The organism is Actinomadura montaniterrae (genome assembly GCF_008923365.1).
In the GTDB taxonomy this organism is placed as follows: domain Bacteria; phylum Actinomycetota; class Actinomycetes; order Streptosporangiales; family Streptosporangiaceae; genus Spirillospora; species Spirillospora montaniterrae.
This window is the reverse complement of sequence record NZ_WBMR01000093.1, coordinates 1-13,251: the sequence shown is the minus strand read 5'-3', so window position 1 is coordinate 13,251 and position 13,251 is coordinate 1. Positions and strand designations below refer to the sequence as shown.

General features: G+C 70.2%; 14 protein-coding genes. 4 read left to right on the top strand and 10 right to left on the bottom strand.

The genetic code is table 11. The features are described from left to right. Window position 1: 1 nt before the first annotated feature. The gene (rpsD, locus tag F9B16_RS27540; RefSeq protein ID WP_151543110.1) at window positions 2-607 is read left to right on the top strand and encodes a 30S ribosomal protein S4; all 606 of its coding nucleotides are present in this window, start codon (window positions 2-4) and stop codon (window positions 605-607) included. Between the two features lie 53 nt (window positions 608-660). Here rpsD and F9B16_RS27535 read toward each other — a convergent pair whose 3' ends face one another. The 10 genes from F9B16_RS27535 to F9B16_RS27490 form a co-directional block, all read right to left on the bottom strand. Continuing rightward, window positions 661-1,152 carry a MarR family winged helix-turn-helix transcriptional regulator gene (locus tag F9B16_RS27535; protein WP_225991988.1) on the bottom strand — a complete coding sequence of 164 codons (492 nt, stop codon included), beginning with the start codon at window positions 1,150-1,152 and terminating at the stop codon, window positions 661-663. 103 nt (window positions 1,153-1,255) lie between these two features. Next, window positions 1,256-2,386: a hypothetical protein gene (locus F9B16_RS27530; protein WP_151543108.1), complete on the bottom strand. Its 1,131-nt coding sequence runs from the start codon at window positions 2,384-2,386 to the stop codon at window positions 1,256-1,258. 25 nt (window positions 2,387-2,411) lie between these two features. After that, entirely contained in the window at window positions 2,412-3,713 is a 1,302-nt protein-coding gene (locus tag F9B16_RS27525; RefSeq protein ID WP_151543107.1) for an MCE family protein, read from the bottom strand. Continuing rightward, window positions 3,710-4,807 carry an MCE family protein gene (locus tag F9B16_RS27520; protein ID WP_151543106.1) on the bottom strand — a complete coding sequence of 366 codons (1,098 nt, stop codon included), beginning with the start codon at window positions 4,805-4,807 and terminating at the stop codon, window positions 3,710-3,712. The genes F9B16_RS27525 and F9B16_RS27520 overlap by 4 nt, the downstream gene beginning before the upstream one ends. Next, window positions 4,807-5,853: an MCE family protein gene (locus F9B16_RS27515; protein ID WP_151543105.1), complete on the bottom strand. Its 1,047-nt coding sequence runs from the start codon at window positions 5,851-5,853 to the stop codon at window positions 4,807-4,809. The genes F9B16_RS27520 and F9B16_RS27515 overlap by 1 nt, the downstream gene beginning before the upstream one ends. After that, window positions 5,853-6,884 (bottom strand): MlaD family protein, encoded by a 1,032-nt coding sequence (locus F9B16_RS27510; protein ID WP_151543104.1) that lies wholly within the window; start codon window positions 6,882-6,884, stop codon window positions 5,853-5,855. Before F9B16_RS27510 ends, F9B16_RS27515 begins: the two co-directional genes overlap by 1 nt. Continuing rightward, window positions 6,884-7,960 carry an MCE family protein gene (locus F9B16_RS27505; protein ID WP_151543103.1) on the bottom strand — a complete coding sequence of 359 codons (1,077 nt, stop codon included), beginning with the start codon at window positions 7,958-7,960 and terminating at the stop codon, window positions 6,884-6,886. The genes F9B16_RS27510 and F9B16_RS27505 overlap by 1 nt, the downstream gene beginning before the upstream one ends. Next, window positions 7,957-9,015 (bottom strand): MCE family protein, encoded by a 1,059-nt coding sequence (locus tag F9B16_RS27500; RefSeq protein WP_151543102.1) that lies wholly within the window; start codon window positions 9,013-9,015, stop codon window positions 7,957-7,959. The genes F9B16_RS27505 and F9B16_RS27500 overlap by 4 nt, the downstream gene beginning before the upstream one ends. Further along, window positions 9,012-9,866 carry an ABC transporter permease gene (locus F9B16_RS27495; protein WP_151543101.1) on the bottom strand — a complete coding sequence of 285 codons (855 nt, stop codon included), beginning with the start codon at window positions 9,864-9,866 and terminating at the stop codon, window positions 9,012-9,014. The genes F9B16_RS27500 and F9B16_RS27495 overlap by 4 nt, the downstream gene beginning before the upstream one ends. Further along, window positions 9,866-10,669: an MlaE family ABC transporter permease gene (locus F9B16_RS27490; protein WP_151543100.1), complete on the bottom strand. Its 804-nt coding sequence runs from the start codon at window positions 10,667-10,669 to the stop codon at window positions 9,866-9,868. Before F9B16_RS27490 ends, F9B16_RS27495 begins: the two co-directional genes overlap by 1 nt. A gap of 291 nt (window positions 10,670-10,960) precedes the next feature. Between F9B16_RS27490 and F9B16_RS27485 the strand changes: the two genes are divergently transcribed. From F9B16_RS27485 to F9B16_RS27475, 3 genes are all read left to right on the top strand, one after another. Beyond that, window positions 10,961-11,497, top strand: a complete 537-nt coding sequence (locus F9B16_RS27485; protein ID WP_225991987.1) for a MarR family winged helix-turn-helix transcriptional regulator — start codon at window positions 10,961-10,963, stop codon at window positions 11,495-11,497. A 102-nt stretch (window positions 11,498-11,599) separates the two neighbouring features. Continuing rightward, window positions 11,600-12,502 (top strand): aggregation-promoting factor C-terminal-like domain-containing protein, encoded by a 903-nt coding sequence (locus tag F9B16_RS27480; protein WP_151543099.1) that lies wholly within the window; start codon window positions 11,600-11,602, stop codon window positions 12,500-12,502. Window positions 12,503-12,588: 86 nt separating this feature from the next. Continuing rightward, window positions 12,589-13,230, top strand: coding sequence for a TetR/AcrR family transcriptional regulator (locus F9B16_RS27475; RefSeq protein WP_151543098.1), 642 nt, complete (start codon window positions 12,589-12,591; stop codon window positions 13,228-13,230). Window positions 13,231-13,251: the final 21 nt, after the last annotated feature.

Below are 13,251 nucleotides of genomic sequence, written 5' to 3'. Positions count from 1 at the left end.
GATGAACAACCCCCGGCCCAAGGTCCGCCTGTCGCGGGCCCTCGGCATCCCCCTGACCCCGAAGTCCGTCAAGTACTTCGAGGCCCGCCCCTACCCGCCCGGCGTACACGGCCGCGCCCGCAAGCAGGAGAGCGACTACAAGGTCCGGCTCCGCGAGAAGCAGCGGCTGCGCGCGCAGTACAACATCCGCGAGGCCCAGCTCAGCAACGCCTTCGCCAAGGCCGCCAAGGCCGGCGGCAAGACCGGCGAGGCCCTCCTCGTCGACCTCGAACGCCGGCTCGACGCCCTCGTCCTGCGCGCCGGCTTCGCCCGCACCATCTACCAGGCCCGCCAGTTCGTCGTCCACCGCCACATCCTGGTGAACGGCCGCCGCGTCGACCGCCCGTCCTTCCGCCTCCGCCCCGGTGACGTCATCACCGTCGCCGAACGCAGCCACAAGATGGACGCCTTCCAGATCGCCGCCGCCGGCGGCCACACCGACACCGTCCCGCCCTACCTCGACGTCCGCCACGACGCCCTCGCCGCCCAGCTCACCCGGCTCCCCGAACGCCGCGAGATCCCCGTCATCTGCGACGAACAACTCGTCGTCGAGCACTACTCACGGTGATTCCCAGGGGGGCGACCCCTGGAACCCCCGTCACGACGGACGGGCATGTCCGGCTACCTCAGGGTGCCGAGTTCCTCGCGGGCGGTGGTGCGGAGGGTGCGGAGGGCCGAGACGAGGGCGTGGCGCTGCTCGTCGGTGAGGGGGCCGGCGAAGTGCTCGCGGAGCGTCTCGGCGTGTACCCGCATCGCCTCGTCGAGCTTCGCGCGGCCCGCGTCGGTGAGCTCGACGAGGTGGCGGCGGCGGTCCCCGGCGTGCGGACGGCGGCGGACGAGCCCCGCCTCCTGCATCCGGTCGACCAGCCGGGTCATGCCGCCGCTGGTGAGGATCAGCTCGCCGGCCAGCCCGCCCATGTCGGGGCAGTCGGCGCCCGCGTCCGACAGCCGGAGCAGCACCTCGAACACCGCGTGCCGGATGCCGCAGCGGCGCTCCAGCTCGCGGCCCGCGATGCGCTCCAGCAGCGCGGCGGCGCCGAGCAGCGCCCCGAACTCGTGGATCACCTCGTCCGGCACCCGGGTGCCCTCGTCTGAGACCGTACGCTCCGTCACCGTCGTCATTCTGCCCGCCACCTCCGACACTTCACCCGCCACAACGCGCCGCGCCCCGCACGGCTTCCACCGTGCGGGGCGCGGGCCGCGGAACGTACCGGTTCTACGGCTTGCCGGTCTTGGTCGTGCTCGGGGACGGCGACGCGGCGCTGCTCCCCGGCACCAGGCCGTTGCTCCCGTTGCTCTGGTTGCTCTGGTTGTTGTCGTTGACGCCGGACGGGTACTGCTTGGTGACCTTCCACTTGCCGTCGACCTTCGCGAGCGCGAGGCGCAGCAGCGTGGAGGGCTGGCTCACCTTCCCGTCCTTGGTCTGCAGGCCGATGTCGACCATGACGACGACCGTCGCGAACTTGCCGTTCACGCTGCCGACGAAGACGTCGCTGCTCTTGGACGACATCCCGACCTGGGAGTCGCTCTTGAACGCCGCGGTCAGGCCCGGCAGCGTCGACTGCTTGAACTGGTCGAGCAGGTCACCGGCCATCAGCTTCTCGGCCTTGGCCGCCTGCGACTGGTAGTTGGACGCGTTGTAGTTGAACGCCACGTCGCCGTACTGCAGGGCCACCTTGGAGACCTCGCCGCGGGCGTCCTTGTCCGACGCCAGGCCGCTCGCCCTCGTCCACTGCCAGATCGCCAGGCTCGCCAGCAGCGCCACCACGACGACCGTCACGATGACGCGGACCAGCGACGATGAGCCGGCGTGCTCCTTCGGCGGGCGGGTCGGGGTGTAGGAGAACGGGCCGACCTTGCGGGCCGGGCGCATCGCCACCGCGTCCGCCCGCTCCTCGGCCTCCTCCTCCGGGGGCTCGAGCCGCTCCGGACGGGGCTTGGCCGCCGCGGCGGGCTTGGCGAGGGACGCCTTGGCGGCGGGCTTCGCGGTCTTCGCCGCCTTCGCCGTCTTCGCGGTCTTCGCCGCGGGACGGGCCGGGGGCTCGTCCTCGTCGTCCTCGGCCTCGATCGCCTCCAGGACGTCCTCGAGGTCGTCATCGTCGTCGATGACCTCGATGACCCGGACCCGCCGCTTGCGCTTCGGCCGCGCGGCGGGCCGTTCGGCCGCCTCCTCCGCGCCGTCGTCCTCCGCGCCGTCCTCCTGCTCGGACGCGGCCGCCTTCGCGGCCCGCGCGTCCTCGACCGCCTCGTCCTGCTCGGACGCGACCGCCTCGACCTCGTCGGCCTCGCCGTCCGGGTGGCTCTCCCGGGCGGCGTCCGCGGCTTCCTTGGTGGTCTTGGCTGTCACTTCGGTACTCCTACGGGGATTGGGGTCAGTCCTTGTGCCGGCGGCGAAGCCGGGACAGGCGGGACACCACGGGCACCGAGCCCATCATGACCCTGATCAGCACCATCAGTGCCAGAACCGGGGGAATGTACACTAGCCAAACCGGCGGCCCACCAGAAGAGTCCTTGCCGTTGTTCGCGGCGTTCCGGGCCTTGAGGGGCTTGTCGAGCGCGGGATCGTGGGTGGGGATCACGTCGCCCGGGTTCTTCGCCCGGTAGGTGTTCTGCTTGACGTCCAGGTCGGGCGTCCGGCCCCCGGCGCAGGTCGGCACGGTGGCCAGCTGCGGCTGCGGCAGCGGGTACTTGTACTCCAGCGCCGCCTGGTGCTTCAGCGTGATCTCGAAGATGACGTTCAGGACGGGCTTGCCCTGGTCCAGCCCGATCACGTTGTCGAGGACGGTCTTGAGCTGCGGCGCGACGGCGAGGGTCGTCTTCAGGTCCGACAGGTAGTTCGGGTTGTAGGCGGAGATGCCCCAGTTGCCGAGCGTGTCGACCGTGCAGTCGAAGTTCGGGCCGGTCTCGTCGAGCAGGTTGTTCACCGTGGACAGCAGGCCGGGGCCGCGGTCGCGCAGCTCGGCGAGCTGGCCGCGCACCTGCGCGAGCGCGGAGGTGAGGGCGGCGACGTTGTCGATGCCCGCGCCGAGCGCCCCGCGGTTCCGGTTCAGCACGCTGGTGATCTTGCCGAGGTCCTTGGTCAGCCCGTCCAGCAGCTCGGTGTTCTGCGCGAACGTCTGGGTGAGCTGGTCGCCGCCGTTGACGATCTGCCGGATCGAGTCCTCCCGGCCGGCGAGGCCCTCCGACAGCTCGTGGGTGAGCACCTTCGCGTCGTCGGGGTTGATCGCGTCGAGGGACTTGATGACCGCGCCGAACAGGTCGCTGTACTTCGGCGGGACCTTCGTCTGCGACACCGGGATGACGGTGCCGGGCTTCATCGGCGGGGCGCCCGCCCGGCCCGGCGCCGGGGTCAGCTCGACCACCGGCTCGCCGACCGCGGACTTGCGGGCCGCCGCCGCGGTGACGCCCTGCGGGATCTTCACCCCGCGGTCCATGTCGAGCCGCACGACGACCTTGTTCCTGACCAGCTTCACCGAGTCGATCTTGCCGACCCGCAGCCCGAGGTAGTCGACCTCGAAGTTCGGGTGCAGGCCCGGCGACGACTCGAACTCGGCCGTGATGTGGTACGGCCGCTCGATGAAGTCGAAGTGCACGACGTTCCGGAACGCCCACACGACCATGATCACGGCCAGTGCGCCGAACACGGCCAGGTTGATCGTCACTCGCCTGGTCATTGCCGCCCCTGCAGGATCTTGTCGAGGTCCGGGAACGCCGTCCGGAACTGCTTCGGCAGCTCGGTGCCGCCGGTGCCGCCCGTGCCGCCGCCGGCGCCGCCCGCCGCCTTGCCCGTCTTCTTGGCGGGCTTGTCGCCGCCGAGCACCGGCGACCCGTCCGGCCACACGATGTTCAGCAGCGGGTACAGCAGCAGCTGCCCGTCGTAGCTGGCCTTCGGCAGCTTGGTGGTGAACGTCTCCAGCCCGTTGACCAGGTTCGTCAGCCGGGTCCGGTTGTTGCCGAGCTGCGCGAGGACGGGGTCGAGGTCGTCCAGCAGCTTGCGGAACCGGGCGACCCGCCCCTCCAGCACCTTGTCGTTCAGCTGGCGGGCGGCCTCGGTCAGCTTGGCGACCGTGCCGAGGATCTTCCGCTTGTCCTGGTCCAGCAGCCGGGTGGTGCGCTCGATCTCGACGGGCGCCTGGTTCAGCGCGTCGTCCCCGGCGGCCAGCGACCGGCCCAGCTTCGCGAGATGGTCGACCGACTCACCGAGCTGCTCGCGCTGGTCGGCGACCATCTTCAGCAGCGTCGTCGCCTTCGCGATCGAGGTGTTGAGCCGGGTGCCGTTGCCGTCGAGCGCGGTGGCGCCGGCGTTGACGACCGTCGCGACGTCGTTGCCGGCGAGGGCCTGCACCAGCGGCCCCGCCTGCCCGACGACCTGCTCGAACGCCGGCTGCACGCTGGTCTGCGTGATCGCCGCGTGGTTCGCCAGGAACGGGCCGCGGTCCATGCTGGCGCCCGGCGGCATCTGCAGGTCCACGTAGTTCTCGCCGAGCAGCGACGTCACCTTGATCTCGGCGCGGGTGCCCTGCGGGATCTTGACGCCGTCCTTGATGGACAGCGTCGCCTTCGCGCGGTAGCCGTCCAGCTGCACCTTGGTGACGCTGCCGATCGTGATGTCGGACATCTTCACGCTGTGCCCGGCGACGAGCCCCTGCACGTCGCTGAACTCGGCGGTCAGGGTGAGGTGCCCCTTCGGCGCCCCGACCGTCTTGTAGTTGCAGCCCGAGAGCGCGAGGACCGTGGCGAGGACGAGCAAGACGACCTTCCTGCCCATCAGTTGCCTCCGTTCTGCCAGGGACAGTTGGAGTTGGGCGCGGGAAGCGGGCACGCGACCTCGTCGGAGTCCATCAGGCCCTTCAGCCACGTCCGCACGAACGCGTCGGTGGCGAACCGGATGTGCAGCGACTTGTCCTTCTTGCCGTAGCCGCCGATCAGGGCGCTGCTGACGCCCGGCAGCACGTCCAGCAGCTGCGCGAGCTGCTTGGTGTTGCCCTTCAGCACCAGCGCCACCCGGGTGAGGACGGCGAGGTCGTAGGGCAGCCGCCCCTTGTACTTCTGGAGCAGCTTGTCGCCGTTCTTCGACAGGTCCAGCACCGCGCTGATCAGCTGCTGGAGGTCGCCGCGCTCGGAGGCGAGCACCTGCGTCGCCTGCCCGAAGTCCTGGATCATGGTGCCGAGCACCTGCTCGCGGCCCCGCACCACCCCGGCCATCCGGCTGAGGTTCTGCGCGACCTCGATCAGGTCCTTGTCCTGGCCCGCGACGTTCTCCACCAGCCGGGCGCTCTGCTCCAGCGTGGCGTTGAACTCCTTGCCGTTGCCGTTCACCGCGTCGGCGGCCTTGCCGAGCGCGGTGTGCATCTTCGTCGGGTCCAGCGCGTTCGCCAGGTTGGTGAAGGAGTTCAGCGCGTCGTCCACCTCGACCGGGACGGTCGTCCGCTCGAGCGGGATGACGTTGGAGGTCTCCTTCGGCTCGCCCGGCTTCCACGCCGGGTGCAGCACCAGGTTCCGCTCGCCCACCAGGTTCAGCGGGACGATCGAGGCCTGCACGCCCTGCGGCAGCGGGACGTCCCGGTCGATGTGGAACGTGACCTTGATCTTGTCGTCCAGCTGCTTGACGGTGTCGACCCGGCCGACGTCGACGCCCATCACCAGGACCTTCGACTGCGGGTAGAACGAGCGCGCCTTCGGCACGTAGACGGTCATCGTGCGCTCCCCGCCGGACGAGCCGAGCGAGCAGCCGCCGAGCGCGGCGGCCAGCACGAGCGCGATCGCGGCGGCGCCGGACCTGGTCCTCCGGGAGACCCGGGTGAGGCGGCCCATCAGTTGCCTCCCTGCCCGGCGGGGGAACGCCGCGTGGAGATCGGTCCCGGCGGCTGGATCGGCCCGAGCCCGGTGAGCACGCCCTCGATCCACGGCCCGTTGCCCTTCAGGTTCGCGACCTGCTGGAACGTCGGGCCGAGCAGCGAGAAGTCGGTGTTCAGGGCGTCCATGTTGGGCGCCAGCCGGGTCGTCAGCAGGTGCAGGTTGTCCAGCAGCGTGTCCAGCTTCTTCTGGTTCCGGGAGATGACGTTGTCGAGGGTGCGGACCGTCCGGTTGCCCTGCCCGATCGTCGCGGCGAGCTCGTTGCGCCGGTTCACCAGCGACTGCAGCAGCACCTGGCTGGCGTCGATGATCTGCCGGAGCTTGTCGTCCTTGCTCGCGAGCGTGCCGGTGATGGTCTTGCTGGCCTCGATCAGGTTCTGGATCTGCGGGTAGGAGTCGTTGAGCGTGCGCGACAGGTCCTGGATGTTCTCCAGGATCCGGTGCAGCTTCGCGGCGCCCGGCGACTTGATCGCCGACACCTCCGACAGCAGCTTCGTCATGCTCTTCTCGTCGAGCTTCCCGACGATGTTCTGGGTGTTCTGCAGCGCCTCGGGGACGGTGAACGGGACGCCGGTGTGGTCCAGCTGGATCCGCCGCCGCGACTCCGGCAGGCTCGCCAGGTACGGCTTGGCGACCGGCCCGGACAGCTTCAGGTAGCGGCCGCCGAGCAGCGTCGTCGTCTCGATCTCCGCGTGGGTGTCGCGGCCGAGGTCGATGCCGGCGTTGACGTGCCAGGTGATGAGGACGCGGCCGTGCGCGAAGTCCGGCTCGACGCCGGTGACGCGGCCCGACTTCACGCCGGCGACCCGGACGTCGTCGCCCTTCTTGATGCCGGCCTGGTCGGAGAAGTAGCCGCTCATCGTGTAGCCCCGGTCGAACAGGTGGAGCTGGCCGATCGCGAACGCGAAGATCAGCCCGGCGGCGAGCACCGCCAGCGTCACGATCGCGACGAGCTTCTGGTTGACGTCCCGCAGGGACTTGAGCGCCATCAGCCGCCACTCCCCGTCAGCATCGCCTTCAGCTTGGCGAGGTCCTGCTTGGACGGCTGCTTGGTGCCGGGCGCCTTCGGCAGCTGCATCGGGAAGGGGCACGGCCCCTGCACGATGTTCAGGCACAGCGCGTTGGTGCGCAGGAAGTGCCCGCCGTTGGCGGCGGCGAACAGCTCGCGGAGGGTCAGCGGCAGCTGCTGCACCATCTTCTCCAGCTGGTCGACGTTCAGCTGGAAGGTCTCGCTGAACTTGCCGAGGTTGTCGATGATGCGGGCGAGCTGCGCGTCGTTGCCGCCGAGCACCGCGTTCAGGTTGGTGGTGACGCCCGAGATCTGCACGACCGCGTTCTCCAGCAGCTTGCGGTTGTCGGCGAACACGCCGGTCAGCGACGCCAGGTTGTCGACGCTGGCGGCGATCTGGGAGTCCCGCTTGGCGATCGCCTGGCTGACCGTCTCGTAGTTGTCGATCATCCCCTTGATCGTGTCGCGGCGGGCCTCGAAGGTCTGCAGCAGCGCGTCCAGGTTGTCGGTCAGCAGCGAGATGTTCTGCTCGTTGCCGTCCAGCGCCTGCGAGAAGGAGAACAGGATCTTGTTGATCTGGTTCGGGTCCAGGCTCTGGGTCAGCGGGCCGAGGCTGTTGAGGATCTCGCCGAGGTCCACCACCGACCGGGTGTGCGGCACCCGGTCGCCGTTGCCGAGCTTCGCGGGGCTGCTGCCCGGCTCCAGGTAGATGACCCGCTGGCCCATCACGTTGCGCCAGCGGACGGCGGCGGTGGAGTCGGCGGGCAGCCGGACGTCCTTGTCGACGGCCATCCCGACGACGGCCTTGCCGCGCACCACCTTGATGCTCTTCACCTGGCCGACCGGCGTCCCCGCCACCTTCACCTCGTCGCCGGTGAGCAGGCCGGTGACGTCGTCGAACGTCGCGGTCAGCTTGTAGCGGGAGTTGAAGCTGGTGCCGAGGATCTGCTGCCCGATGTAGAAGGTCAGCAGGACGGTCACCACGAGGAACACCAGGAACTTCGCGATCGTGGTGTACTCCGGCCCGCGGGCGGCCTTGCCGCGTGCCGGGCTCATGGCCGCCCTCCCGCCGTGCTCGTGGTCTTGCTCTTGAACGGGTCGGTGGTGCACACGTCGATGAAGACCTGGCACAGGTCGAGGGAGAGCGCCTCCTTGGCCTGCGCGATCGTGGTGCCCTCAGGGCCCGGGATCCGGATGATCTTCGAGAGCAGCGCGAAGAAGCCGTTGAGGCTGTCCATCAGCACCGGCAGCTTGTCGTTCTCGGAGTGCACCGTCGCGGCGACCCCGCCGACGCTGTCGATGAGCTTGCCGAGGTTCGCGCCGTGCCCGCGCATCGTCGTGCCGACGGTGTCGCCGAGCCGGCCGGCCTGCGCCAGCAGCTGGTTGATCTTGTCGGGCTTCTCGTTGATCACCTGTGACAGCGTGTTGAAGTCGCCGGTGAACCGGGTGATGTCGTCGCCGTGCGCGGCGAGCGTCCCCGACAGGCCGTTGATGTCGTTCAGCAGCGCCTGGATGTACGCGCGGTCCGCGTACGTCGCGTCCACGACCGTCGACCCGTTCTGGATCAGCCGGCGCGCCGCCGGACCCTCACCGGACAGCCCGGCGCCGAGGGTGTGCAGGATCGTCGCCACCTCGTCCGGGTTGATCGCCTTGGTGAGGTTGTAGGCGGGCCACGCCGTCTGCGACAGGTCCTGCGGGTCGGAGGTCTTCACGACCGTCCCGCCGTCCTTGAGGAACGGGCCGGACAGCTCGTGCGCGCCGGGGTCCAGCACCAGGTCCTTCGGGCCGAACACCGACACCGGCTCGATCGTCGCGGTGGCCGTGTCCGGGACCCGGATCCCCTTGTCGACGCGGATCTTCACGGTCACCCGGCCGTCGCGGTCGAGCTTGAGCCTGTCGACGCTGCCGACCGCGATCCCGCGGATCTTCACGTCCGACTTGCCGGGGTCCAGGCCCTGGCCCGCGGTGCCGAAGGTCGCGTCGTAGTACGTGGAGCCCGCGTACGAGGGGGTGGTGGAGATCCCGACGGCGACCGCGGCGACCGCGATCACGCCGGCGCCGACCAGCCCGAAGATCGTCCGGGATCGGGAGGAGAGGCTCTCGTCGCTCATCCGGTCAGCCTCACCGTGCTGCCGTGGCCCCAGAAGATGTACGACAGGAGCAGGTTCATCAGGATCATCAGGATGGTGGACTCCCGGATGGCGCGGCCCGCGGCGACGCCGACGCCGACCGGGCCGCCCGCGGCGTAGTAGCCGCGGTAGCAGTGGATGAACATCACGATGAACGCGAACACCGCGACCTTGATGACGCTGTAGAACACGTCGATCGGCGGCAGGTACAGGTGGAAGTAGTAGTCGTAGATGCCGGGCGACAGGCCGAAGTACTGGATCGTGATGAACCTCGTGGCGAAGAACGCCATGAACAGCGACACCAGGTAGAGCGGGACCAGGGCGATGACGCCGGCGGCGACCCGGGTGCAGACCAGGTAGGCCAGCGAGTTGATGCCCATGACCTCCAGCGCGTCGATCTCCTCGGAGATCCGCATCGCGCCGATCTCCGCGGTGAAGCCGGTGCCGACCTGCGCGACCAGCGCCACGCCCGCGATGATCGGGGTGACCTCGCGGACGTTGGAGTAGCTGGCGACCAGCCCGGTGAACGCCTCCGCGCCGATGCGTTCCAGCCCGGGGTAGCCCTGCAGGCCGACCATCGCGCCGGTGGCCAGCGACATCGTCGCGATGACGAAGATCATGCCGCCGCCGATCACCAGCGCGCCGACGCCGACGGTGATGTCGCTGACCTGCTTGGCCAGCGTCTTGCCGTACTTGCGCCGGACGATGATGTCGACGAACAGGTGGTACAGCACCCGGCCGAGGAAGATCGGCAGGTTGGCCGAGGCCGACAGCCCGGCCGCGCGGCCCTTGAAGGCCCGGCCCAGCTTGCGTACGGGGGAAATGGCGACCATCAGAACCTCGGGGGGAACAGGACCTGGTAGATCATGGTGAGGATGTAGTTGGTGGCGAACACCACGATCGAGGTGACCACCACCGCCTTGTTCACCGCCCGGCCGACGCCGACCGGTCCGAGGTCGCAGTTCATGCCCATGTAGCAGGCGACCGCGGCGGCGATGAACCCGAAGATCCACGCCTTGAACAGGGTGATGACCAGGTCCGAGAACTGCAGCAGGGTCGTCGCGCCGTCGAAGAACGCGCCCGGGCTGACGCCCTGCTGGATGACGTTGAAGTAGTAGCCGCCGAGCACGCCCGCCAGGATCACGACGGAGCAGAGCAGGCCGGAGACCATGCTCGCCGCCCACAGCCGCGGGGTGACCAGGCGGTGGATCGGGTTGATGCCCATGACCTCCATGGCCGCGAGTTCGTCGCGGATGTTGCGGGCGCCCATGTCCGCGGTGATGGCCGAGCCGCCGACGCCGGAGACCAGCAGCGCGGCGGCCAGCGGGGCCACCTGCTGGATCATCGCGGCGGTCAGCAGCGCGCCGGTGCCCGACTGGGCGCCGAGCTGCCGGGCGATGTCGCCGACCTGCAGCGAGATGGTGGCGCCGAGCGGCACCGCGATCAGCATCACGGGCACGCTGGTCACCCGGGCGAGGAACCAGCACTGCTCGACGAACTCGCCCCACCACTGGCGCAGGTCCCAGGTGCGGCGCAGCCCCTCCAGGAGGGTCACGCACAGCAGCCCGGTCTCGTCGAGCGCGCGCTCGACCCGTCGGCGTGCCAGGTCCGGGGCCTTGGTCAGGCTCAGGGCCATCAGCCGGTGCCCTCCCCCGCGGGGGGTGCGTGAAGGGTCATCCCAGCCTCCTTCGTTCTCGGACGTCGGCGCCCATCCGATACTCCGGTTCCCTGCCCTACCACGGGGCGCCGCTGCTGTCCTACTGGTGTTCCGCGCCACCGTGGTCTCGGTCGAGACCGGTATCACTCACGAGGCCACCAGGGTCACACGGACACAGGCGTCCCGCTTGTGATCTGGAGCACTCTATTGGAAGAAGTTCTAAGAAGCGAGTACTTACATCATGATTTGTCCGAAGCTACGATCTCCGGCGTGCGTACCGAGGCGCGGCAAGGCGCGGAACAAGCCCGGGAGGACGGCGTGGACCCGCTGGTCACCGGCATCAGGGACCGCTGGTCGGGGCAGGGCATGGCCGGCGGGCCGTGGCCGTTCATGGCGATCAGCTCGGTCGAGCGGCTCCACCAGATGCTCAAGAAGGCGCTGGACACCGAGCTGAAGAGGTTCGGGCTGAGCCGCACCGGCTACTTCCTGCTGACCACGCTGGCGCTCATCGGCACCGGCAACGCCCGGCTGAGCACCCTCGGCCGGATCCTGATGATGCACCCGACGACCGTGAAGCTGACCGTGGACCAGCTGGAGGCCGCCGGGCTCGTCGAGCGCGCCCGGCACCCGAGCGACCGGCGCGCCACCCTCGTGCAGATCACCGCGGCGGGACGCGAGCAGGTCAACGCCGCGAACCTCGCGCTGGAGGACCCGGCGGGCGCGCTCGCGCCGTTCGACGGGATGCACCGCGACCTGTTCGAGGCGCTCCAGCCGGCCCGGCTCGCCGCCGGCGACCTCGAGCTCTGACCCCGGCGGAGCCGGCCGGACGAGCGGTGAACCGGCTGTGACATCGCCTGCGTACATCGTCATCGACAACACAAGACCCGGGCGATAAGGCAGTCTTCTCCTATGCCACAGAGTCACGGCACGCGCAGACGCACCGGTTCCGCCTCCGGCCGCACCCGCTCCGAGCAGCGGCGCGGCGGTCAGCGGCGGGCCGGGGAGCGGGGCGCCGGCGGCCGCCGGGCCGCCCGGGTCCCGGCGCCCAGGCAGTCCCCCGAGGCGCCCGGCACGCTCGCCTCGTCCGACCCGTACGGCCCGTCCGGCCCCTACGGGGACGCGCCGCGGGACCTGCCTGAGCGCTACCGTCCGGAGAAGCGGCGGCGGGCCTGGAAGCTGCTCACCCACAACGTCACCATCACCGTCGCGGGCATCGCGGTGCTCGCCGGCGCCGTGGTGTTCGTCGACTGGAACAAGCTGCTGGGCGAGGCCGATCCGCCGAAGGCCGCAGCGAACGGGCCCATCTCGACCAACGACATGCTCGCCCGCCTCCAGGGTTTCGACATGGACGCCGTCACAGCCGACTCCATAGCGGCCGCCAAAGAGCGCGCCTACAAGGAGCACCAGGCGTACATGAAGAAGCTCAAGGAGCAGGCCAAGAAGGACGCCGCGGCCCGCGCGAAGCTGAAGGCCGAGAAGGAGAAGGAGCGGCTCGCCAAGTCGAACCCGAGCGCCGCGCAGAACAAGGCGTACGGCAAGAAGATGAACGCCGCCAAGGGCTGGGGCAACTGCTGGTCGTCGCTGCTGACGCTCTGGAACCACGAGAGCGGCTGGAACGAGCGGGCCGTCAACCCCGGCAGCGGCGCCTACGGCATCCCGCAGGCGCTGCCCGGCTCCAAGCTCGCCAGCGCGGGCTCCGACTGGCGCACCAGTTCCCCCACGCAGATCGCGTGGGGTCTCGGCTACATCAAGGCCCGCTACCACGACCCGTGCGGGGCGTGGTCGTGGTGGTCCGCGCACCACTGGTACTGAGACGCGCGCCCGGTCCGCGGACGCGGGTGCCGGGCCGGCGGCGCCGCGTGCTGGTGACCCGGCCGCGATCCGGGCACGATGTGGGGATGACCACGAGCAGGACGCGCCCGGCGGGCGGCGCGGGCGAGGCCGGCACCGACCGGCGGCAGTGGGCGCGCGCGGACGCCACGCGGCAGGCGCTGCTGACCGCGGCGCAGAGGGTGTTCGCCGACCGCGGCTACGCCGACGCGGGCATCGCCGAGATCGTCGAACGGTCCGGCATCAGCGTCGGCAGCCTGTACCACCACTACGGCGGCAAGGCCGGCCTGTACGTGGCGCTGTGGGAGGAGCTCACCGAGGAGCAGGAGGAGAGCGCCGCGCGGGCGGTGTCCGCCGCCCGCAAGTCCGGCGAGGACGACCCGATCGCGCTGTTCATCGCGGGCGCCCGCGCCTACCTGCGGGTGTGCTGGGAGCGGCGGGAGGCGGCGCGGCTGTTCCACGGCGGCGAGGGGCCGTCCGGGTCGTCGCTGATGCGCCGCAGCCGGGCGCAGCACTGGATCGCGCAGAACACCAAGCTGCTGCGCGGCACGTCCGGCGCCCCGGCGGGCCGCGCGGGCCAGGTGCTGAGCCTGGTGCTGACCACCGTGATCGGCGAGGCGGGCCGGGAGATCGCGACGGCGGAGGGCGAGGCGGAGGCCGCCGAGATCATCGACGAGGTGTGCCGCATCCTCATCCGCCTCGCCCGCTGAGCGCTCCGGCCGCACCGGCTC

Coding starts and splice junctions, on each gene's coding strand:
- F9B16_RS27515 (WP_151543105.1), bottom strand. CDS start 5,853: ATGGGCCGCCTCACCCGGGTCTCCCGGAGGACCAGGTCCGGCGCCGCC.
- F9B16_RS27505 (WP_151543103.1), bottom strand. CDS start 7,960: ATGAGCCCGGCACGCGGCAAGGCCGCCCGCGGGCCGGAGTACACCACG.
- F9B16_RS27510 (WP_151543104.1), bottom strand. CDS start 6,884: ATGGCGCTCAAGTCCCTGCGGGACGTCAACCAGAAGCTCGTCGCGATC.
- F9B16_RS27475 (WP_151543098.1), top strand. CDS start 12,589: ATGACCACGAGCAGGACGCGCCCGGCGGGCGGCGCGGGCGAGGCCGGC.
- F9B16_RS27500 (WP_151543102.1), bottom strand. CDS start 9,015: ATGAGCGACGAGAGCCTCTCCTCCCGATCCCGGACGATCTTCGGGCTG.
- F9B16_RS27495 (WP_151543101.1), bottom strand. CDS start 9,866: ATGGTCGCCATTTCCCCCGTACGCAAGCTGGGCCGGGCCTTCAAGGGC.
- F9B16_RS27525 (WP_151543107.1), bottom strand. CDS start 3,713: ATGACCAGGCGAGTGACGATCAACCTGGCCGTGTTCGGCGCACTGGCC.
- rpsD (WP_151543110.1), top strand. CDS start 2: ATGAACAACCCCCGGCCCAAGGTCCGCCTGTCGCGGGCCCTCGGCATC.
- F9B16_RS27520 (WP_151543106.1), bottom strand. CDS start 4,807: ATGGGCAGGAAGGTCGTCTTGCTCGTCCTCGCCACGGTCCTCGCGCTC.
- F9B16_RS27490 (WP_151543100.1), bottom strand. CDS start 10,669: ATGGCCCTGAGCCTGACCAAGGCCCCGGACCTGGCACGCCGACGGGTC.
- F9B16_RS27480 (WP_151543099.1), top strand. CDS start 11,600: ATGCCACAGAGTCACGGCACGCGCAGACGCACCGGTTCCGCCTCCGGC.